Source organism: Mangrovibacterium lignilyticum, assembly GCF_010882175.1.
GTDB lineage: Bacteria > Bacteroidota > Bacteroidia > Bacteroidales > Prolixibacteraceae > Mangrovibacterium > Mangrovibacterium lignilyticum.
Genome location: NZ_WKLH01000002.1, coordinates 1003115 through 1026257 on the forward strand (window position 1 = coordinate 1003115; position 23143 = coordinate 1026257).

The following is a 23143-nucleotide window of genomic DNA, read 5'->3' on the forward strand; positions in this document are numbered from 1 at the left end:
CATTGATGATAAGTACCTAGCGATCGGTTTAGAGCAAAAAAAAAGAGTAGATCTCTATCTACCCTTTTCAAACCTAACTAAACCAATAAAACTAATCAAACCTAAACTTATGAAATAAAATCTACGACAAAGATATGCTGAAAAACACAAAGAAATGTTACCCCAATGTTAAAAAATGTGCTGCGTAGCATATTTTTGAATTTTGATGTTTAAAATCGACCTGTTCGAAGTAAAAGTCAAAAAAAGACGATCCGGTGAAATGCTTTTCCGCGGAGACAAGATTCTGAAAAGCGGGCTCGGAAAATCTGCTATCTTTGTCTTCGATCCGAAAAAAACCGTTTTTTTAACCGTTTTCCCCGGCTCCCAAATCGTTAATTGCATCAACCGGTCGCAGACCGTAAAAACTTTGTTCGCGTGGATTTAAAAATAAAAGAAGAGATCATTCGGCTGTACGAGAAATATTTTGAGGAAGAAATGACAGGATTCGAGCTTTTACCCGCTTCGGGCTCGTACCGCGAATATTGCCGCATTAAAAGTGCCAGCCATCAGGCCATTGGCGCACACAATGCCGACGTAAAAGAAAACCAGGCTTTCATTAGTTTCACCAATCATTTTTTTGCCGAAGGCATGCCGGTCCCCAAGGTTTTTGCGGTTAACAGCGAGAAGACTTGTTACATCCAGGAAGACCTTGGCGACCTCACTTTGTTTGATTACCTGAGTAAAACACGCGAACGCGAAGGCTTTTCGAATAAAATCGTGCAGGTTTACAAACGAGTATTGCGCGATTTGCCCAAGTTGCAGATCTCGGCCGGGCAGGGCATCGATTACGAGCGTTGTTATCCGCGGGCTGCCTTCGATAAGCAGTCGATGATGTGGGATTTAAACTATTTCAAGTACTATTTCCTGAAGCTGGCTAAGATCCCCTTTGACGAACAGGCACTGGAAGACGATTTTAAGACTTTCACCAAATACCTGTTGCAGGCAGAAAGCGACTACTTTTTGTATCGCGATTTCCAGTCGCGCAACATTATGCTCCGCGATAACAAGGTTGCCTTTATTGACTACCAGGGTGGACGCAAAGGCCCCCTGCAATACGACCTGGCCTCTTTGCTTTACGATGCTAAAGCCGATATTCCGCAAGCTTTGCGTAACGAGCTGCTCGAGTTTTACCTCGATGAGCTGGAAAAATACAAAACCGTTGACCGCGACCGTTTCAAAGCTTTCTTCTCGGGTTATGTCCTGATCCGAATCATGCAGGCTATGGGCGCTTACGGTTTCCGTGGCTTCTACGAGAAAAAGGAACATTTCCTGAAGAGTATCCCCTTCGCCCTGGACAACCTGGCGTACCTGATCGACAACCATACGATCCCGGTTGAGCTGAAGGAACTTTTTGCCGTTTTGAAATCGGTTGCCGAATCGGACTATTTACGTGAGATTGGAAAACAAGGCGAAGAACTAACCGTTCGTGTCTGCAGTTTTTCCTACAAGAAAGGCCTTCCCAACGATCCGTCGGGCAACGGCGGTGGCTATTTGTTCGACTGTCGCGCCATACATAACCCCGGACGATACGACGAATACAAACAATTAACCGGGAAAGATCCGGAAGTGATTGCTTTCCTGGAAGAACGATCGGAGATGGCCGAATTTCTGAAACATGTTTTTGCGTTGGTCGATCAATCGGTGACCACTTACACCCGCCGGGGATTTACAAACCTGAGCGTTGGTTTTGGATGTACCGGAGGGCAGCATCGCTCGGTGTACGCAGCCGAGCAAATGGCTAAGCATTTGAAAAACAATTTCAAGGTGAATGTTGTTCTTAGTCATCGGGAACAGGATTTCTAACCCTGTTCCGATGAATGAAGGGATTAGCTGTTCGGTGCAAACCGGACGGCGCATTTAAAGTTTTGAATTTACGAAAATGGGAAAAACAGCGTGTAAAAAAGACGACTACAAAGAACCGGAAAACCCCAAATATTATTGCAAAAAGTGTGGAGCAAAGGCAAAAAACGAAGACAAAGTCTGCAAACCAAAAAAACTAAAAGACAAGGCCAAAACAGCCTGATTGTTTGCTGTCTTTTATTGGTTTTAGCACTTACGCCTCCCCTGCTTCAGGCACAGACTACCACGACACACCTTCAAACTGATTCACTTGTTACAATGCCAGGCATCCCGATTGCCGAAATCAGGGTGCAAGCCTTTCGTTATGCCCAAAAGCTACGCGAAACACCGGGAGCGATTGCGCTGATTCCGGCACAACAACTGCGCGAGGTGCCGGCGCAGCAAATCGATTTCCCGTTAAACCAGGTTGCCGGCGTTTTCATGCAAAGTGGCAGTCTGAATACCAACCGACTGATCATTCGCGGCATTGGTGGCCGCTCGCCTTATGCCTCCAATAAAGTACGAGCTTATTTTGAAGACATTCCGCTGACCAATGGAACCGGCGAAACCACGCTCGAAGATCTGGACCTCTCGTTAATCGACCATATTGAAATCATTAAAGGACCGGCAGCAGGCTATTACGGTTCCGGACTGGGTGGGACGCTGCTTTTACAGGCCGATCAGCAGCAGCTAAGTGGATTTTCGCTTGCCGGAGACTTTGGAAGCTATAATAAACAGAACTACCGAGCCAACATTCAGCTAACCACCGACGAGTGGAGCCATGGTTTGTACCTGGACGTACTGAAAGCCGACGGCTACCGCGAGAATAACCGCACCGACCGGACGAATCTGGGCTACATCGGTCATTACCGGGCCGGAAAACACCGGTTCAACCTCATCTTGCTTCAAACCGACATGAGAGCTTATATTCCCAGTTCGCTCGATTGGGATACTTACCAAAATAACCCGCGACAGGCGGCAAGTAACTGGGCCGAAGTGCAGGGCTACGAAGACTACCAGAAGCAAATGGGTGGATTCTCGGTGCAATCCGATTGGGGAAACAACTACACCAGCCGTATCAGCCTGTTTGGCCAGCGTAAAACGTCGGACGAACTGCGGCCATTTAATTTTTTACAGGAAGATAACAGCTACAAAGGCTTCAGGCTGATTGGAGAGAAAAGCTGGTACTTCAGAACCAACCAACTAACGGCCAGCCTGGGCAATGAAAGCTTTTGGGAGAATTACAACTGGGGCACTTTCGATACAAACATCCACAGTATTCCCCTTTCGGACAACAAAGAGAAAAGAAACTATTTCAATGCTTTCGCGCAACTGAATTATACGGCCAACAAAGTGCGGGTTTCAACAGGCGTCAACCTTAATCAAACCAGCTACCATTACCGCGACTTCTATTTCCTGGACGATGACCAATCGGCCGACCACAGCTTTGATCCGATTGTTTCGCCCCGTCTGGCAATCAGCTATTCCTTAAGTCGACAAACAGCCGTCTACGGTACGATCAGCCACGGTTTTTCACCTCCCGGCCTCGAGGAAACCCTGAGGCCCGATGGACAGCGCAATACCAACATCAAACCCGAAACCGGTTGGAACTACGAGATCGGAAGCCGCGGCACACCTGGTCGCCAATTCTTTTACGACCTGTCGTTCTATTATATGGAAATTCAGAACCTGCTCGTAGCACGCCGTACCGCTGAAGATGCGTATATGGGCGTTAATGCGGGGAAAACAAAACATCCGGGAGTAGAACTGGCACTGGACTACCACTGGCTGAATCGGGCTTTAACATCGGCTGTTCGCTTCAGCGGGAATTACAGTCCTTACAGCTTCGATCGTTTTGTTGACGGGGAAAATGATTACAGCGGCAACGATTTAACCGGAAGTCCGAAAGCACGCCTGAATGTGGTGTCGGACACTAATTACCGAAACTTACAGCTGTTACTCCAATACCAATACTCCGGCCAAGTCCCCTTACGTGACGACAACTCGGTTTATACCGATGCTTACCAGTTATTCAACCTGACGCTGAATTATAAAAAACGTTGGGATCGTCTGGAACTGAATGTTACAGCATCCGCCCTCAACTTAACCGACGAGCACTACGCTTCGATGGTCTTGATTAATGCCAGCTCGTTTGGCAACCAGGCTCCGCGTTACTACTATCCCGGTCTACCGCGCAACCTTGCGGGCTCAATCAGCCTCAAATACCTTTTTTGAGTTGAGTCGAAAACGCAACTGTAACGATAGTGCGTCGTGTTGCCGCCAATTACTTAATACCTTCGAAGTTTGCCAAACATAGTAAAGGCTAACCGTAAAGAGAGGATCTCTATAAACACGGCTTCCAGCATACAGACGAGCTTGATGTAAGCCTGTTTCGTTCAACTTATAAAATAACTCGTCCCCGACCGCAGGCTGGATCCATTTTGAAGTTAAAGCGGGAAGGTCGACGAAAAATTTTTGGTAGAGGCGTTGATGATTTTTTCCTATGGAAAACCATCGTTGCTCTAAGCGTAATGTTCCGCGAAACCGAAACAGCCCTTCACCCCAAGAAAAGGAATTAATCAACTGTGGCCGATACTCGTATATATCTCTGCCGGCGACAGGCTGTTGAGCGACCCGAAAAGCCAGTCCGATCCTGTACCATTTCGTTAATCTGTGCAATCCGGCCAGATCTATATAAGTCAGCTCCCGAAATGAGTCAGACGTTCGGTAGTCCGTTCGCTCACTGAAAACGATTTGATTCGACTCAGAAAGTTTTAGATCTATCGCAACTTTGCTCCAGAGGTAAAAATCACGCCCCCTCTGAGCCCTGAGGCTTATGAACGCGAATAAAATGACCGACAAGAACAGAAATTTTCTCATCTTCTTTTAAGTAATTCCAGGGTTTGTTCCGGCTACGAACTACTGAATTTAGAATTAACGATCAGCAACCGAGGGTTGATTGGCTCAAAGTTAAAAATAAAAAAAGGGTAGATTTTAAACCTACCCTTAATATTCTGTTATCATATGCCTAATTACAGCACAGTTTTACAAGCGTCGATCAGTTTCTTAGCATTCGCATTTGTTGCATCTAAAGCAATCGCCTTTTGCAGAACGTCGTAAGCAGCCTGGAATTCTACTTTCGAATCAGCAACAGCTTTCGTATACGCTTCGTCAGTTGTTTTCATTGTTCCGGCCTGAACTTGCGCGTTAGCAGCGTTCAGAATTTTCACACCTTTTTTGTAAGATACGTTTCCCTCTGATACATATACGTTAGCCAAAGCACCGGTAATTTTATCATTACTTGGGAATTTTTCAGCACCGGCAACCAAAGTTGCTTTGTACTCATCATCCTTGTCCAGTTTGCGCAGCGCCATTGCTTTGTAATAAATCGCGTTTTCGCTGTTGTAACCGGCAGCATCAGCAGCAGCAAAGAATTCGGCAGCAGCAGCATACTTTTTCCCTTTATAGGCTACAATCCCGGCATTGTAATTCAAACTACCCGGATCTTCGGCAACTGTGATTGCATCTTTATAAGCAGCAATTGCTTCATCAGTTTTATCCAATTTCGCCAATGCGTTGGCTTTGTATTCCTTTGCAGCTGCCGTGTTTGCATCCGCAGCAATTGCTTTATCAAAATACTTCACTGCATCTTCGTACTTATCAGCCTGAAAAGCTGCAAATCCAATGTTGAAGTTAATGGCATCATCAACCTGCACGTCACCCAAATTTTTCATTGCACTGTCGTACAATTGAAAAGCTTTGGCATACTCCTTCGCCGTCAATGCATCATTTCCCTGATTAATCAATTCGGCTGCATCTTGCGCAAATCCGGTAACAGTTCCCAGCAAGAATACAACTCCCAATAAAATACGTTTCATAAACACCTCGTTTTTAAACATTTAATATTATTTTGTAATTTAATTTTTTACGATTTTTAAGCGCGATTCCCAAAAATAGCAATAATGATTTAAAAACCTACCCTAAAAAATGGACTGAAAGCCATTTTGACAAATAAAAAAAGGAAGATTTCGATCACTCAAAACCTTCCTGCAAAAACTATTTAACGTAAATCAAAAGACTACTCTCTGCTTATTTTTCCTAATCCGTCGATTCTCTGATCGATTTCAGGATCACCGGTATAGCTTATTTTTCCCATTCCCTCCATGTGAGCTTTTAGCAAATCATTCACATGTATGGTGGCTACACCAACCCCTTCAATGTTTATATCGGCAGTATCTGTTTCAAAGGCTGAAGCCTTCAGATAAGCGGCTCCCTGAAGATTCGACTCAAGCCTACGCGACACGCCTTCCAACTCATACACCACTCCTCCTTCTCCGCGCAAACTGACCTTTTGTGCTTTCATTTTTAAATCCAACCGGGCACCACCTTCAACACGAACATCAAGATCATTCAAATCCAAATAGCCGGCTGTTTCTACAGTCGCCGCCCCTTCAATTCTTAGTCTGGATAAGTCGCGGAACCGAATCACCAATTGTGGACTACTTAAGCTAAACTTATCGCGTGATAATTTCAGCCAACCTGAAAGTGTATCACTGGTCACTTCCGTGGTCTCCAGAGTTTCTTTCAAGCCTCTTATAGTCAAGGCGGGCTCGGTGCCCTGCTCTAAAAGAATGGTAAAATTTCCTTTCACATAAATTTTGTCAAACTCAGTTACGGGAATGCTTTTTTCTTCTTCATCGTCCACTCGGGAATAATGACAGGCCGTGAAAGAAACGCTAAAGCTCAACAGCAACAAAAGCATCAATATAGAAGTAGAATGTCTCATACATTTAAATTACAATTCAAAGATAAGTAGTCACACGGGCACACAATTCACCCAATCGATGAATGGCCGATTTTTAGAGGTAAAAGGACAATAGCCCCTGCTTATGGAAAGGCAGGTGAATTAAGACTTAGACAGGTAATTACGAATAAGGACTTTGAAGTACAAGAGCACATAAATCAACACGCCTAATGCTATCGCGAAGACAGTCCAGTCGACTAACCGAAAATCAATCGGAAACCCGTTAGTCAGGTATCTTAAAATCAGCAAAAAACTGAGCAGCAAAAACAATAACCAAACCATTTGATGTCTTTTCCGACGAACAGCAAGAAATGACAATGCCCCCCAAAGAACCGCAGTAAAACCATAGGCAATCGCCAAATTCGGGTAACCGTCGGCAAAACTTAATGCCGCTGTCACCAGGGGAACAAGCGCAACCAAATAAAGCACACGCTGTAAACTTTTAATAACTTTCCGGGCAATATCGGGAGATGAAAAGCCCGGAAACAGTGCAGAAGAACTCTTCGGTGCGTTGATCTCACTTCCCGATAAATCCAATCCCCGATCTTCCGCCACCTCTCGGGCCGCTTCAACAGCATTTTTCTGATAGTCGTTGGGATTTTGCAGAATCTCCATTAATTCTTGATCAGAATACTTTTGGTAACGGTCAATTAATTCTTCTTTTCCGGGAAAACTCATAGCAGTTGTTTTGGGGTAAAATTAACCCTTTAAAACTTATTAACGGAGAGTTTCTGTTTCATTTTATAACTTTGATAGCCTCAACAAGAATTAGAACGAATAATAGAATCACTATGAACAATTTTATTTTTCAGAATCCGGTAAAAATTTTATTTGGAAAAGGACAGATTAACGAGATTGCAAGTGAACTGCCCGCCAAAGGTAAAATTATGCTTACCTATGGTGGGGGAAGTATTTTCAGGAATGGTGTATACGACCAGGTAAAAGAAGCGATCAAAGGGTTGGATGTAATTGAATTTGGCGGCATCGAACCAAACCCCAAATTTGAGACCCTGATGAAAGCTGTGGCAATCTGTCAAACAGAGCAAGTTGACTTCCTGCTTTCTGTTGGCGGCGGATCGGTTTTGGATGGCAGCAAGTTCATCGCTGCTGCTGTTTGTTTTCAGGGTGAAGATCCCTGGGATATTTTAGCCAAACAAGCTGAAGTTACCAACGCATTGCCAATTGGTGCCATCCTGACGCTTCCTGCAACAGGATCGGAAATGAATGGAAACTCAGTTGTTTCGCGGATTGAAACGCAGGAGAAACTGGCTTTCGGTTCTCCGGCAGTCATGCCTAAATTTTCGGTTCTTGATCCCGAAGTGATCTTCTCTCTTCCCGATCGACAGATTTCCAACGGAGTTGTCGATGCGTTTGTCCACGTCATGGAGCAATACCTCACCTATCCCGTCAATTCGCCTCTGCAGGATCGTTTTGCAGAAGGGATTCTGCAAACGTTAGTTGAAGAAGGTCCTAAAGTATTGGCTAACCGGAAAGACTACGAAGCGGCAGCAAATTTTATGTGGAGCGCAACCATGGCCCTAAACGGTTTGATTGCCGTTGGCGTACCGCAGGACTGGGCAACACACATGATCGGGCACGAGCTAACCGCTTACCACGGTATTGATCATGCTCAAACGTTAGCGATTGTTTTACCCGGAATGATGAATCTGAAACGCAAAAACAAGAAAGCCAAACTATTACAATACGGCGAACGCATTTGGGGAATTACTGAAGGGAACAACGATCAGCGAATTGATGCTGCAATCGGGAAAACCATTGAATTCTTCGAAAAAATGGGCATCAAAACAAAACTGCCCGATTACGGTGTCCCTTCTGACACAATCACCAAAATAGCTAATCGTTTTCAACAACGTGGCTTCAAAATTGGCGAACATGCCGACATTGGTCCCGAAGAAGTAGGCGAAATTTTGAGATCCAGATTGTAACTCTGATAGAATAAAAATAAAGCTAAAGCGATGAAGACAAAAGTTTTTATCGCTTTTTAGCTTTCTGCAATCAAGCTATAAAGCTCGAAAAACAGGCAATATGGTTCTAACGTTTCATGCATATAGCCCAAAAACCTTCTTAAAAGGCTGAACACGTCTTCGCAAGGTCAAAAAAACTGGATAGTGTCCAGAAAAGTGTGCAACTAAAAAAGATCAAAAATAACAATTAAAGCTCTACCACCCGGTTATATTTCTCTGTGAGATCGACCAGGAAATCTTTGTGTGCCTTTTTCAGCATACGCCATTCCATGCGCCATTCCCAATTATTAATCACCGTTCCGGGGGTATTCATGCGGTGCTTTCCATCCAGCTCCAGCAGGTCCTGCATGGGCACAATGGCGATCTTGGCGACCGATGCCCAGGCTGCTTCAATCAGGCTGCGGTGCAAGGTTCCCCAACTCGCGCTGTAGTAGCGTTTCAAATTTTTGCGTTCTTCTTTGGTTGCTGTTTTCAGCCAGCCCAAAGTTGTATCGTTATCATGTGTGCCGGTATAAACCGCGAAATTAGTGCCGTAGTTGTGGGGCAAGTTCACATCTTTTTCATTCCCGGCATAAGCAAACTGAAGCACTTTCATACCCGGCAGCTCAAAGGCATCGCGCAAAGCTTCCACTTCCGGAGTAATAATCCCCAGATCCTCGGCAATAACCGGCAAATAGCCTAATTGCGACTTCAAAAGGCTCAGCATTTCGAACCCTTTAGCAGGCCACCATTCCCCGTTAATCGCATTTTCTTCTGTTGACGGAATGGACCAAAAAGATTCCAATCCCCTGAAGTGGTCAATGCGAACCAGGTCGAACATGCGCAGGTTAAAATGAATGCGGGCCGCCCACCAGTCGTAATTTCGCTCAGCTAGCCGGTCCCAGTTAAACACCGGGCAGCCCCAGTACTGACCCGTTTCGCTGAAGTAATCGGGAGGCACGCCACCGACATGGGTCATTGCACAATTCTCGTCCAGCAGGAAAATATCCTGATTCCCCCAAACATCCGAACTATCGAGCGAGACGTAAAGCGGTAAATCGCCGAATATGAGAATGCCTTTGGAGTTGGCATAGTTCTTCAACTGAAACCATTGACGGAAAAAGATAAACTGAACAAAACGATGGTAATTCACTTCCGCATCTTGCTTCAGCAAAGCCACATCCATTTCATGTTCATCGCGATGACGCAACGGCCGCGACCACTCTTTCCAACACAAATCCTCATCATTGCTCTTTAAGGCGCGAAACAAGGCATAGTCTGTCAGCCACCAGGAATGTTCGCCCAGAAACGTGTAATATTCTTCTTTCCAGTCGTCGAAATTAATTTTGAAAGCTCCGAAGGCTTCCCGCAAAAGCGCCGACTTTTCTTTCGAAACCACATCGTATTCAACCGTCTTTTCCGACATTTCGGGCAATTGCAACACATGCGCCTCATCAAGCAGTCCGTCATCAACCAAGCGGTCCAGACTAATGAACAACAAGTTTCCGGCAAACACCGAATACGATTGATAGGGTGAATTACCATAGCCGGTGGGGCCAATAGGCAAGATCTGCCAAAAACGTTGCTTGGTTTCCGCCAGGAAGTCGACAAATTCGTACGCATCTTTTCCGAGTGTACCAATACCATGTTGATTCGGCAGCGAGCTCAAATGCAATAAAACTCCACTACTCCGTTCTAATTCTTTCATCTGATTAATTCCGATTTTTCGTCCCGATAATCCCTTCTCCATCATCGCTGAATGTCATTAACTGTATCACACACATTCAGCTAAAAGCAAAAATAATTTTTTTCTCGTAGCTTGAAGCAAATCAGCGGAAAAACATCAACGCCGACTTCAATTCCATTTTCATATTTAAACTTCGCCGAAAAATGTTGGCCGCGACATCATTTCACTGAAAACATCAATTAGCCTTCTTATGCCAGACAGGTGAAAAAACACAACTGGCAAATTCGGTCGAAAGAACTACCTTTGCGCACAAACAAAAACAGATTTATGGCAGCAATAGGTTTAATGAACGAACTGGAAATATTGAAAACAGTCGATTTTGGTGTTTACCTCGATGGCGGACCGCATGGCGAAATTCTGATGCCGAAGCGCTATGTTCCGGAAACCTGTCAGGTTGGCGACACGATTGAAGTATTTATTTACCTTGACTCGGAAGACCGCCTTGTTGCAGTTACCGATAAGCCATACGCCATGGTAGGCGATTTTGCCATGCTGAAGGTTATTTCGACCACTCCGATTGGTGCGTTCGTTGACTGGGGCTTGCCAAAAGATTTGCTGGTGCCTTTCCGCGAACAACAATTCCCGATGGAAGAAGGGCGAAGCTACCTGTGCTTTGTTTACCTCGACGATGAAAGCCAGCGTATCGTGGGCTCTTCAAAACTGGATAAATTTATCGACAACCTGCCGGTTGATTACGAAGAAGGCGAAGAAGTCGACCTCATTATCGCCGGAAAAACCGACCTGGGATACAAAGCCATCATCGACAATAGTCACTGGGGTTTGCTGTTCAAAAATGAGGTTTTTCAACCGCTGAAAACAGGCGACCGGATGAAAGGCTACATCAAAAAAATTCGGGAAGACGAAAAGATTGACCTGGTGCTGCAAAAGCCCGGTTACGAGAAAATTGACAGCATCGCGCAAGGTGTGCTGGATAAACTGAAAGCAGCGGGAAACTTTTTACCGGCCAACGACAAAACCGACCCTACAGAGATTTCCAAAATATTTGGTATCAGTAAAAAGAACTTTAAAAAAGCGATTGGCGCCTTGTACAAACAACGGATGATAACAATCGAAGAGAACGGCATTCGCCTGGCGGAATAGCATTCAGTCGCAGGCTAAAGTCTAAGGGAGACTACGTTGAATTTTCCACCGAGAATACTGTGAACGAATCGGGTAACATTGCGACAACCCGATACCAGGAACTTGAAACCCGAAACTCAAGAAATGAAACTTTGTATTGCTGAAAAACCGAGTGTTGCCAAGGAAATAGCTCAGATTTTGGGAGCCCGAACCCGCCGTGACGGCTATTTTGAAGGGAATGGCTACCAGGTAAGCTGGACTTTTGGACACTTGTGTACGCTGAAAGAACCACACGATTATACCGACAAATGGAAATACTGGGACATGCGCTATTTGCCCATGATTCCTCCCCGCTTTGGCATTAAGGTGATTGATGACGGCGGGGTAAAAAAGCAATTCAACACATTGGAGAAACTCATTGGCGAGGCCGACGAGATCGTTAATTGCGGTGATGCCGGCCAGGAGGGAGAGCTCATTCAACGCTGGGTGCTCACCAAAGCGGTCAACAAAGCACCGGTGAAACGGCTTTGGATTTCGTCGTTGACAGAAGAGGCTATCCGCGAAGGTTTCGACAAACTGCATCAGGGCGAAGAATTTGACAAGCTCTACGAAGCCGGAAGTGCCCGAGCGATTGGTGACTGGCTGCTTGGCATGAACGCCACCCGTGCTTACACCCTCAAATACGGACAAAACAAACAGGTACTTTCCATTGGCCGGGTTCAAACACCAACGCTGGCCATGATTGTTGAACGGCAGTTGGAGATTGAAAACTTTAAGCCGGTTCCTTATTGGGAAGTCAAAACGACCTACCGGGACACGGTTTTCTCAGCAACCAGCGGCCGTTTTCAAAAACCGGAAGACGCACAGACTGTTTTAGCGGAAATTTCGGGCATCGACCTGTACATTGGAAACATTGAAACCAAAAACAGCAACGAGCACCCTCCGCGGCTGTTCGACCTCACCTCGCTGCAAATTGAATGCAACCGCAAGTTCAGCATGAGTGCCGACGATACCTTGCGAACCATTCAGTCTCTGTACGAAAAAAAGGTGACCACCTACCCCCGTGTTGACACCACGTTCCTGTCGGACGATATTTATAAGAAGGTGCCATCGATCCTGAAAAACATGAAAGGCTACGAAAGCCTTACGCAGCCCATTATCGGTGGTGGAAAGATTCGTAAATCGAAGAAGGTTTTCGACAATAAAAAAATTACCGATCACCACGCCATCATTCCAACCGGACAGAACCGAATTGATTTGAGTGATGCGGAACGCAAGGTCTTTGAATTAGTCTGCAAGCGTTTCATCGCCGTATTTTACCCCGATTGTAAAGTTGCCAACACAAACGTTGAAGCAACAATCGGTCAGCACAACTTTAAAACAACCGGAAAGCAAATTTTAGCACCGGGATGGCGGGTTGTTTTTCAGAATGAAGCAAAGGACGACAACAGCGAGGATCGGATACTCCCCGCTTTCACCACCGGGGAGCACGGACCGCACCAGCCCGATCTGCAGGAAAAGCAAACCCAGCCGCCCCAATATTTCACCGAAGCAACTCTTCTGCGTGCCATGGAAACGGCAGGCAAGAACATGGATGATGAAGAGCTTCGGGAATTGATGAAAGAAAACGGTATTGGGCGCCCGTCAACGCGGGCCAACATCATTGAAACCTTGTTCCGTCGCCGATACATTCAGAAAGAACGCAAACGACTGGTTGCAACACCAACCGGCGTCGAATTGATTGGAAGCATTGAAAATGACTTGCTAAAATCGGCCGAGCTAACCGGACAGTGGGAACGCAAACTGCGACAGATTGAATCGGGAGAACTGGAAATTGCCCTGTTTATGGAGGAGATGAAGACCATGGTTTCGGACGTGATCAACCAGGTAAAAAGCTCGCCACGCAGACAAATCACCATTTTAGAGGATGAAGAAACGCTGAAAGCCAAGGCAAAGGAAGAAGCAAAACTAAAGAAACAAGAGGCTGCTCAAAAAGTCGCCGACGATTTGACTTGCCCCAAGTGCGGAAAAGGTCAACTGCTGAAAGGGAACTCGGCATGGGGCTGTTCGGGATGGAAAGCCGGCTGCCGTTTTACAATTCCGTTTGCCGTTCACGAAAAGAAATTAACCGACAAACAGGTGGCAACATTGTCCACCAAAAGGAAAACCCCATTGATTAAAGGGTTCTCCTTCGATGATCTGAAGATAGACGGTAAACTGATCCTAAATGCAAGCAGTGAGATTGTTCTTCAAACAGAAATCAAGGCCGACAGCTCCTGCCCGAAATGCAACGTTGGTAAAATCATAAAAGGAAAAACGGCATACGGCTGCACCAACTTCAAAGGTGGCTGTAGCTTCAGAGTACCCTTTGAGATTGAATCATAAGATATTTGCAGGGCTGGCTCTTTTTAGGAAGATGCCAGCCCTGCAAACTACACGGCACACAACAGCTTCTTCATCTCTTCCGCCATAATCGCCACACCCTTCTGAATATCATCCGGTTCAGCATTGGTGAAATTCAATCGGATATGGTTGCTCCCTTGACCTTTGGTATAAAAAGAATTTCCAGGCACAAATATTACTCCTCGCTCCATTGTTCGATGAATCAGTTCGTCAGCACGCAAGCCCTCCGGCAAGGTCAACCAAATGAACATACCGCCAGTCGGTTGGGTAATGTGAACTTCATCGGGCAAATAGCGCTTCAACATTTCGACCATACATTCGGCCATCCCGGCATACTTTGTTCGAATTCGCTGTAAATGCTCATCAAGATCATTGTGTACCAGGTAGTGATGCAAGACATACTGTGTCAGGTTATTTGGATGCAGGTCTGTTGCCTGCTTCACTTTATCGAAATGGGGCACCAAAGCCGGCGGCAGAACAACCCAGCCATTGCGCAAACCGGGAGCCACCATCTTCGAAAACGAACCCGTCCATGCCACATGATCGGGTGCGAACTTCTTTACCGGTGCAGGAAATTCACCGTCAAAACAGATCTCGTTATACGGATCATCTTCCAGCAAAAACTGGTTGTACTTACGCAACAGCATCGCCAAATCCTTACGTTTTTCAGCCGAATAGCTAATCCCGGACGGGTTTTGGGCATTGGTCACCGCATACATCAGCTTAATATCTTCATCCAGAAACAGCTCTTCAATCTGAGCAAGATTGGCGCCGTCTTCCTCCAAATCAACCTCCCTGAAATCGGGTAAATAGGCCGACATTGCCTGTATTGCTCCCAAGTAGCTTGGTTTTTCTAAAATCACCCCATCTCCCGGATTAATGAACAACTTCGAAATAACATCAATTGCCTGCTGCGAACCATTCGTAATCAGCACCATTTCGGGCGTAATGCTCATGCCATATTTCGCGCTGTAGCGGTTTGCAATCCATTCGCGCAACGGATAGTAGCCCATCGACCCGGCATATTGCAAAACGGTACCACCATGGGCAGCCATCACCGCCCGGGTGCTTTCAGCCAATTCCCCGACCGGGAACAATGATGGGTTGGGCAAACCACCAGCAAACGAAATCATTTTTTGCTGGCCAATGGCATTTAAAATACTCCGAACAAACGACACCGGAATATTCCGGTATTGTGTTGAAAATTTCTCTTCGGGAAACTGATTTTCCATAAATCTGTATTTAAGTTTTAAGTTGACAAAACAAAAAGCCCTTTACAGGCGACCACACCGGAAAGGGCTTTGCATAAGCAATACAGTCCTATTCCTATGTGGAATGTTCCACAACGACGAGCGCAACGACCGCCACAATTGTATTCGTGAAAATTCGACTCATGTGAAAACAAAAAAAGCCATCCTCCGAAGAGAATGGCTTGTAATTTTAAATTCAATATCTTATCGATCCATACTCTTCCCTATCTAATCACGGAGACCGCGACTGCTACGACGAGAGTAATATGGACATTGGTTGTCATCATTGTATTCGCAAAAGAAGCATTATTTCCCGATCGACAAACATCCGGCATTATATTTTTGATTTTGGAGTGAAAAATTTAAATTGAAGGTGAACTAAGTTAACATTTCCGACACTTTCCATGCCCCGAATAGTAGGTACTCCAGCTCTCTATTTTCCGAAAAGAATCAAAAAAGCCGGAATGGCTATCGCCAATTTTAGAGCCGGGCTAAACTAATCCACACCAACAAAAAAACGCTGGCCTCCCATTTAAATATGGAGCCTGCGTCGTTTATCGAACAAATTCTATGAAAAAAACGGGAAGAAAAAAGTGCTGTTAAATTATTGGAATAACGGATTTATCCGCATATAAGTACTATCAGCAAAAGCGATATGATAGGGTGAATCGAAAAACGTACTGCGCTGGTAATAGTCAGTTGTTATGATTTGCGCACCCGAAGCAGCTGCTTTTTCAAAGCGGCGATAATCGTTCGCACGAGCCTCCACAGTATTGGCATCTGCCCGTGTACGGATCAAATAGCCTTGTTTCACAAGCTCCGGAATTTTCGGATTTTCCGGTTCATTCAAAATCAACGCAGCCGATTCCGCCGTACCGGCTTCGGCATTTACAAACAACACCCGTCCTTTCAACGAAGGGTGTCCCTCCAGGTAAAGATCGCGCTTGAAGCCGGCATCGTCAAGAATAAACAGGAAACGTCCTTCAGCCTCTTTCAACCTTGGCCAATTATCATTCACTACAGCTTCATTCAAGGTTGAAAATCGCCTCGAACCATATCGGGCGTAATGAGTTTGTCTTCCCCCAACCCGGCCAAAAGAGCGCTATCCAGCAAATCGAAAGTTCCTGTTGTCAGAGGCTCCATGCTTGTCAAGCCATCTTCATCTTTGAGTTGATCAGCCTTCCCCTTTGCTTCCAGCGTAATATAGACCGGAGAATGATGAGGATGTGCATCCGACCATTGTCTCAGTTGTTGCAAGGCTATTTTTAGTGTCGGGCACGAACTTCGAAAGTCAACATCAATCATATGAAACACCTTGAAGCCCGGTTCCGGCATCAGACTATCGGGATCATATGGCTGAACCGCCGGAACCAAATCCAAACCTTTCTGGTGAGCATAGCGCCCGCCTTCACTGTCGCCATACACATCAATTTCGAGATTGCGCAAACCAAGGCATAACTGATCGGACAACGGAATGTGCGCATATTGCAAGCCGGTAGCTCTTGGATCGCGTGCAATCATCGAGTCCATCAATGCCGGCTCAATAGCCCGTTTGTAACTATTATGCGATCCAATTACCTGGTACTGGTTAATCGGCAGATTATCAGTTGAAGGGTTGTGAGAACAGGCTGCGCACAAAACAGCGGCACAAGCCAAAAGCATTGAACATTTCATTTCTGAGATTTAGAATTATCGAGCCGCAATGTATCTTGAATAAATTTGAAATAGGTTACACTATGAATACAAATGTATTGAACTTTGCTCCCCCTCATGACAGGGCAAGTCCCATTTCAATCTGTTCAAACTGAAAAGAAAAAAACATAGATACAGGGATCAATTGCAGACCTCAAATTGTTGCCAGTCCATTTATTCCGGGAGATAAAAAGTTCCAATCGACAATTTATTTTCTCCCAACCAAGAGATCCAAACCTCGATCAGTGCATTAAAATCCGACAGGTTCTGTTTTAAAAGAAGGATCTTTTTTCACCACAAGTCTATTCCAGAAAAGCGCAGCCAAAATGGTTACCAGGAGTACGATCAGTTCGACTGGAAAAACAGGCTTTGTGATATTCACCGGTGCGTTGATCAACGCATGGGAACCAATTAAAAACAACAGGTTTTCCGTGCGAATGAAAACGATAGTCAAAATAATGCCGACAACAAATAATTTCAATAATTCAGCAACCAAATTATCGACCTGGTGAATCATCAACCGGCTCGGGATATGAATCAATGCAAAGAACAATTGAGACAACAATACGGCCGAAAAGATTGCTGTTCGGTTCTTCACTTTCACTTTTAAAATCAAATACAACTGCACAAAAAACACCCCTCTGTAAATCAATTCTTCAAACGCTGCATTCCCGAAAAATTGCCCTGTAAATTTCCCAATCGTTACACTAAAATCCTCCGTTAAGGCCAGATCTCCTTTCAGAAAGAACGAGAGTCCAATGGAAATGAGCTGCGACAAAACCCAGAGAATAGAAACAAACAGAATAGCCGGAATCACCTTCTCTTTAGAAACCAAAACCGCTTCCAAATCTAACTTTCCGAAAAGAAAAATGATTGCTGCAAAAGCAACAATGCTGATCGCGTTGGCCACCAAGGTCGGTTGAATTAAATAATTTGTTGCGATACTAAGGGGCTCAAACATGCCCGCTTTCAACAGATAATTCATCAAAACAGCATTAAAAGGAAGAACGACGGCGATTAATACGAGCAGCCAAGGATTTAGTTTTTTGATCATCCCAATTGGTTAATTAGTTCGATTACTTTGATTTACCCGATTCACTTACTAACCATCAAAACCATCCCTACAGAACTGGTGACAGCGGGTAATACAAAGTTGACATTTTATAACTACCGGCATTCATATTGTAAAACAAAAAATGAGTTCTTAACATCCTTTTAATAGTGCTCAAAATCAACAGACGGTATTGCAAAGTGTGCTACAAGCTGTTTGAAAAGGCTGCAGATAGCTCTCAAAGATTCCGTTAACAATACAACCTCCCCTGCCATGTATTTCGTTCAGCCAGCCGTTTTTCGAGTTTGGCAACAAACTCGAAGTTTTTCACCCCCCATTTCGGTGCAATCAACAAATCTTTAGGAGCCTGGCTTACAAATCGTTCAAGAATGATTTGCGGATTCAACAACTCCAGGTAATCAACCACTAATTCGATATAATCTTCAACACTAAACAACTCAAAGTCTTCCGGCTTTTCTGCGTATTCAACAGCCATCCGCGTGCCTTTATGAATTTGAAGCTGATGCAATTTCAGATTTTCAACCGGCAGCTTTGAGATTTCACGGGCTTGATTGAGAAAGTCTCCGCGATTTTCGCCGGGTAAACCTAAAATCAGGTGAGCACAGTTATGGATTCCTCTTCGAGCAGTTTCTTGAATTGCCCACTGTGCTTCTGCAAAATCATGTCCCCGATTAATCCGCTTAAGCGTGTCATCCTTGACGGATTCCACTCCAAACTCAACCATCAGGTAATGCTTACTTGCTAATTCTTCCAAATAATCCAGGACCTCATCTGTCAAACAATCCGGCCGGGTTCCGATTACCAACCCAATTACTTTCGGATTCAACAGCGCCTCATCATAACGCTCTTTCAGTACCGAAACATCGGCATATGTATTCGAATAAGCCTGGAAATAAGCGAGGAACTGCATGGATTTATGCTTCCGAGCAAAAAAGTCAATTCCATGTTTTAATTGATCTGTAATACTTTTTTCGAGTCTGCAGTAATCCGGTTTGAAGGTTTTGTTGTTACAATAGGAACAGCCGTTCAAAGCTTTATTGCCATCACGGTTCGGACAGGTAAAACCGGCATCAACCGAAACCTTCTGGACCCGCTCTTTAAATTTCGATTTAAAATAGCTTGGGAAGTCGTTATATCGCCGATCGTGATTCCAGGAAAATTGCATGTTTAATTCTTAGTGTGTTTTATCGTGCAAAAATAGCAATAAAGTTCAGGACAGAACAGGAATTGACGCATCATAAAAAAAGAACCGATGCGTAGTATTTCAATACTATTCCGAAAACGGTTTATCAACAAATGTTGAAAACTTTCAGGTGGCTCGGGTCCTGCAGCACCTGATTTGTAGCTTCTATTTGATTAACTTTATACTAACTCAAAAACAAAAAACTATGTTTACTGAGAATGACAGCGCAAAAATTCAGGAGAGAGGCAGTAATCCACTAACAGTCAAGAAACAGATTGAGAACTTCATCACGGGTTTTCCATTTCTTCAAGTTATTAAACCGGCTACCGTAGGCGACGGTATCATTCAGCTGAATGAGCATGACACTGCCGAGAGTATCCGCAATTTCGATGAAAAAACAGCAGAAGGCACCTCTTTGCTCAAGTTTGTACCTGCATCGGGAGCTGCCAGTCGAATGTTTAAATCGCTCTACGAAGCCATGGAAAAACTGACAAATGGCGCACCGGAATCTGAAGTAAAAAGCAACAAAGACATTCAATACTTTTTCGATAATCTGAAGAAGTTTGCTTTTTATGCCGATCTGGAAAAAGTAGCCGGTAAGCCTCCCGAAGAGCTCACTGCTCTGGACGTCTTAAGCTTAGTTTTAACTGAAAAAGGACTGGATTACGGTAACCTGCCAAAAGGTTTACTTAAATTTCACAATTACCCGGATGACAACCGGACTTCATTCGAAGAACATTGTGTTGAAGGAGCCTTGTATGCTAAGAAAAGCGACGGCAACATTGCTATTCATTTCACGGTATCACCGGATCATCAACCTAAATTTGAAGCACACCTGTCCGAAATACAGGCGAAATACGAGAAAGAATTTGACGCCAACTATAGTATTACGTTCAGCCAACAAAAACCATCAACCGACACGATTGCGGTGACACCTGAAAACGAGCCTTTCCGAAACGTAGACGGCAGCCTGCTGTTTCGTCCCGGTGGTCACGGTGCATTGTTGGCAAACCTGAATGATTTAGATGCCGATGTAGTATTTATTAAAAATATCGACAATGTCGTTCCCGACTATATGAAGCCGGAAACTGTAACATATAAAAAAGCATTGGGTGGTTTATTGCTGAATCTGCAAAAGAAAATATTCAGCTACCAGGAAATTTTTGACACACGTCATTATTATGCGCTGGACAGCAAGTTTCTTTCCGAGGCAGCCTACTTCCTGGAAAATGTCCTAAACGTTAAACCACCTTCTCCCCAATATTATACTGAAAAAGAAGAAATTTACCACTACCTGAAAAACAAATTTAACCGCCCGATCCGGATCTGTGGTATGGTCCGTAATGAGGGAGAACCAGGCGGAGGGCCGTTCTGGGCAAAAAACAGCGATGATTCGGTTTCGCTACAGGTGGTGGAAAGCTCACAAATAGACTTATCGGACCCGCAACAAAAGGAGCTGGTCGACGGTGCGACCCACTTCAACCCGGTTGATTTGGTGTGTGCCTTCAAAAACTACAAAGGAGAAAAATTTGATCTGTCCAATTTCGTAGACCCGGCAACCGGTTTTATATCTAAGAAATCACAAAATGGAAAAGATTTAAAAGCTCAGGAACTGCCCGGTCTGTGGAACGGAGCCATGGCTGATTGGAACACGCTTTTTGTGGAAGTTCCGATCCAAACCTTCAATCCGGTTAAGACTGTTAACGACCTTTTAAGAAAAGAGCACCAACCGGAGGGATAGGAATTCAAAAGTATTTGTAAATTTGCACCTGCAATTTTCTTTATATGGATGAGGACGCAAGGGATTATTTAGAGAACGAAGATATCGATGAAGTTGTACACCGATTCAAAAAGATGATCAAGGATAAGCGTTTCGAATACTTCGATGTATTTGAATACGAGGGAATTATTGACTACTTTTTGGATGACGGTAAGATTAAGAAAGCAACGACAGCAGTTGAAAGCGGTCTTAAAATTCACCCTTCATCGATCGCTTTAAAAACTAAAAAAGCTCAAATTTTATTAGTCGACGGAAAAGCTGAGGAAAGTCTTGAACTGACCAATTTTATAGAATCAGTGGAAAACACCAACCCTGATATCTATTTGGTGAAAGGTTCAGCTTTAATCTTGCTTGGAATGGTTGATGAAGCTATTGCCGCTTATGAATTAGCTGTGGAAACAAACTACGACGACAATGATGATCTGATGTACAACATTGGAGTAACATTGGGTCAGGCGGGCGAAGTTGACAAGGCTATTTCATTCCTGGAAAGAGCGTTCGAAAACAATCCGGACAACGAACTGGTATTGTACGAACTGGGCTATTACTATGATCGCGTTCAGGATTTTAAAAAGAGTATTGAATTCTACAACAAATACCTGGATATCGATCCGTTCAATGCATCGGTTTGGTACAACTTAGGGATTACCCACAACCGAATCGGAGAACATGACGAAGCAGTCAATGCTTACGATTTTTCGATCGCATTGCATGAAGACTTTGAGCAAGCATATTTCAATAAAGCCAATGCTCTTTCGAACGGAAACCGCTATAAAGAGGCGATTGAATGTTACGAAGAGTATATGGAACGTGACAAAGAGAATGATGATGCACACTGTTATTTAGGTGAGTGTTATTTGAATTTGGAGCAATACGGTGACGCGCTTGTCAATTACCGGAAAGCAATTCGACTAAATAAAAACAATTCGAACGCCTGGTATGGTTCCGGATTGATTATGTGGATGGAGGGAAAACTATCTGAAGCATTGGTATTTTTGAAAAAAGCGCTGAAACTGGATGATGAAAATCCGGATTTTTGGTTGATGTACGGTAAAATCAATCACGAATTGGATGAATTTGATCAAGCAGAATCTGCCTTTAAAAAAGCAACTGTTTTAGACCCTGACAATACCGATGGCTGGATCTCATTTGCCGAGTTGGAGTATGATCGCGGAAAGCTAAGCGGCTCGATTGAAATTTTGAAAAAGGCATCTAAAATTATTGCGGACGACCCGGCTATCAATTATCGGCTAACAGCTTATTTGCTGGAAAATGATGACGAACTGTCAGCGACCGGTTATTTTGAAAAAGCGCTGGAGGTCGATTTTAACAGTTACCGGGTTTTGTTTGATTATTATCCTGAAGCCCTTCAAAATGAATCCATAAAAAGATTGATTAAAAAACACGAATCAACCAAATTATAGAAAATGAATTTTAATTTGCCGTTTGTCCCTGAAAGACCTGCGCAGCCCAGACAGTCGGGTGTGACAATGATGATGGACAAAGGATTATCTCTACGCGAAGCGGAAAACTTCTGTGAGGTTTCTGCTGAATACACAGACATTGTAAAATTGGGATTTGGAACAGGATTACTGACTCCAAAGGTCAAAGAAAAAATAAAAATCTATCAGCAAGCGGGCTTACGCCCCTATTTTGGAGGAACTTTATTCGAGGCTTTTATTGCCCGCGACATGTTCGACGAATACCGTAAATTCATTGCTGATGCCGGTGTTGCACATGCTGAAGTATCCGACGGAGTTTTACCAATCGAACACGGTAAAAAATGCGAATACATTAGCGAGCTGGCCAAAGACTTTGTGGTTTTATCGGAAGTTGGAACAAAACTAAAAGGCAAAGAAATAACCAACGACCAATGGGTTAGCTGGATGCTTTCAGAACTGGACGCGGGAGCATGGAAAGTAATCGCAGAAGCTCGTGAAGCCGGCAATATGGGCATCTATAACGATGACGGGTCCGCCAACTCTGAATTGGTATTGGAGATCCGTAATCACGTCGATCCGGATAAAATTTTATGGGAAGCCCCCTTGAAAAATCAACAGGTTTGGTTTATCAAGCTTCTCGGCCCCAATGTCAACCTTGGCAATATCGCCGAAAATGAAGTAATCCCTCTGGAAACCCTGAGACGTGGGTTGAGAGGTGACACACTCCTTAGTTTTCTTCCTTAGTAATTTCAACAACAAAAATAGATCCCCGTTCACCGGGGATTTTTTTCACCTTTAATTCGGTGGGAAAAAGCATTCTGTCCAAAAAAAACCGAATTCAGGGGAAC

16 protein-coding genes and 1 pseudogene are annotated in these 23143 nt (G+C 44.4%); 8 read left to right on the forward strand and 9 right to left on the reverse strand.

The features are described 5' to 3' along the window. The first annotated feature begins 414 nt into the window (after window positions 1–414). The gene (locus tag GJV22_RS11220) at window positions 415–1842 is read left to right on the forward strand and encodes a RapZ C-terminal domain-containing protein (RefSeq protein WP_238480315.1); all 1428 of its coding nucleotides are present in this window, start codon (window positions 415–417) and stop codon (window positions 1840–1842) included. Between the two features lie 315 nt (window positions 1843–2157). Further along, entirely contained in the window at window positions 2158–4113 is a 1956-nt protein-coding gene (locus GJV22_RS11225) for a TonB-dependent receptor (RefSeq protein ID WP_163713113.1), read from the forward strand. Here GJV22_RS11225 and GJV22_RS22415 read toward each other — a convergent pair. The 4 genes from GJV22_RS22415 to GJV22_RS11245 all read right to left on the reverse strand — a co-directional run bounded on the left by GJV22_RS22415 (window position 4087) and on the right by GJV22_RS11245 (window position 7360). Further along, window positions 4087–4758, reverse strand: coding sequence for a DUF2490 domain-containing protein (locus GJV22_RS22415; RefSeq protein WP_163713121.1), 672 nt, complete (start codon window positions 4756–4758; stop codon window positions 4087–4089). The two genes, GJV22_RS11225 and GJV22_RS22415, sit on opposite strands and share 27 nt — an antisense overlap. A 152-nt stretch (window positions 4759–4910) precedes the next feature. After that, window positions 4911–5756 carry a tetratricopeptide repeat protein gene (locus tag GJV22_RS11235; protein ID WP_163713122.1) on the reverse strand — a complete coding sequence of 282 codons (846 nt, stop codon included), beginning with the start codon at window positions 5754–5756 and terminating at the stop codon, window positions 4911–4913. 200 nt (window positions 5757–5956) lie between these two features. Next, entirely contained in the window at window positions 5957–6664 is a 708-nt protein-coding gene (locus GJV22_RS11240) for a GIN domain-containing protein (RefSeq protein WP_163713124.1), read from the reverse strand. A gap of 120 nt (window positions 6665–6784) precedes the next feature. After that, on the reverse strand, window positions 6785–7360 hold the full coding sequence (locus GJV22_RS11245) for a hypothetical protein (RefSeq protein WP_163713126.1): 576 nt from the start codon (window positions 7358–7360) through the stop codon (window positions 6785–6787). Between the two features lie 113 nt (window positions 7361–7473). Between GJV22_RS11245 and GJV22_RS11250 the strand changes: the two genes are divergently transcribed. Continuing rightward, window positions 7474–8628 carry an iron-containing alcohol dehydrogenase gene (locus GJV22_RS11250; protein ID WP_163713128.1) on the forward strand — a complete coding sequence of 385 codons (1155 nt, stop codon included), beginning with the start codon at window positions 7474–7476 and terminating at the stop codon, window positions 8626–8628. Between the two features lie 226 nt (window positions 8629–8854). Here GJV22_RS11250 and malQ read toward each other — a convergent pair whose 3' ends face one another. Continuing rightward, window positions 8855–10354 (reverse strand): 4-alpha-glucanotransferase, encoded by a 1500-nt coding sequence (malQ, locus tag GJV22_RS11255; RefSeq protein WP_163713130.1) that lies wholly within the window; start codon window positions 10352–10354, stop codon window positions 8855–8857. A 306-nt stretch (window positions 10355–10660) separates the two neighbouring features. On the opposite strand from malQ, the gene GJV22_RS11260 reads away from it, so the two are divergent. Both GJV22_RS11260 and GJV22_RS11265 read left to right on the forward strand, forming a co-directional pair. Beyond that, window positions 10661–11494, forward strand: a complete 834-nt coding sequence (locus GJV22_RS11260; RefSeq protein WP_163713132.1) for a CvfB family protein — start codon at window positions 10661–10663, stop codon at window positions 11492–11494. Between the two features lie 123 nt (window positions 11495–11617). Beyond that, window positions 11618–13858 (forward strand): type IA DNA topoisomerase, encoded by a 2241-nt coding sequence (locus GJV22_RS11265; RefSeq protein WP_163713134.1) that lies wholly within the window; start codon window positions 11618–11620, stop codon window positions 13856–13858. Between the two features lie 47 nt (window positions 13859–13905). Here the strand turns inward: GJV22_RS11265 and GJV22_RS11270 are convergent, their stop codons facing one another. From GJV22_RS11270 to GJV22_RS11285, 4 genes and pseudogenes are all read right to left on the reverse strand, one after another. After that, window positions 13906–15108, reverse strand: a complete 1203-nt coding sequence (locus GJV22_RS11270; RefSeq protein ID WP_163713137.1) for an aminotransferase-like domain-containing protein — start codon at window positions 15106–15108, stop codon at window positions 13906–13908. 622 nt (window positions 15109–15730) lie between these two features. Continuing rightward, window positions 15731–16800: pseudogene (locus GJV22_RS22420) on the reverse strand (phosphatidylinositol-specific phospholipase C1-like protein). A gap of 268 nt (window positions 16801–17068) precedes the next feature. Next, the gene (locus GJV22_RS11280) at window positions 17069–17872 is read right to left on the reverse strand and encodes a CPBP family intramembrane glutamic endopeptidase (protein WP_163713140.1); all 804 of its coding nucleotides are present in this window, start codon (window positions 17870–17872) and stop codon (window positions 17069–17071) included. Window positions 17873–18119: 247 nt separating this feature from the next. Further along, a complete protein-coding gene (locus tag GJV22_RS11285; RefSeq protein WP_163713142.1) occupies window positions 18120–19055 on the reverse strand; it encodes a TIGR01212 family radical SAM protein in 936 nt (311 codons plus the stop codon). Between the two features lie 223 nt (window positions 19056–19278). Here GJV22_RS11285 and GJV22_RS11290 point away from each other — a divergent pair, with 223 nt between their 5' ends. From GJV22_RS11290 to GJV22_RS11300, 3 genes are read left to right on the forward strand one after another with little or no spacing between them, the layout of a single operon-like run. After that, window positions 19279–20814 (forward strand): DUF4301 family protein, encoded by a 1536-nt coding sequence (locus GJV22_RS11290; RefSeq protein ID WP_163713145.1) that lies wholly within the window; start codon window positions 19279–19281, stop codon window positions 20812–20814. Between the two features lie 44 nt (window positions 20815–20858). Beyond that, on the forward strand, window positions 20859–22277 hold the full coding sequence (locus tag GJV22_RS11295; RefSeq protein ID WP_163713149.1) for a tetratricopeptide repeat protein: 1419 nt from the start codon (window positions 20859–20861) through the stop codon (window positions 22275–22277). Window positions 22278–22280: 3 nt separating this feature from the next. Further along, the gene (locus tag GJV22_RS11300; protein WP_163713152.1) at window positions 22281–23039 is read left to right on the forward strand and encodes a phosphosulfolactate synthase; all 759 of its coding nucleotides are present in this window, start codon (window positions 22281–22283) and stop codon (window positions 23037–23039) included. Window positions 23040–23143 lie beyond the last annotated feature (104 nt).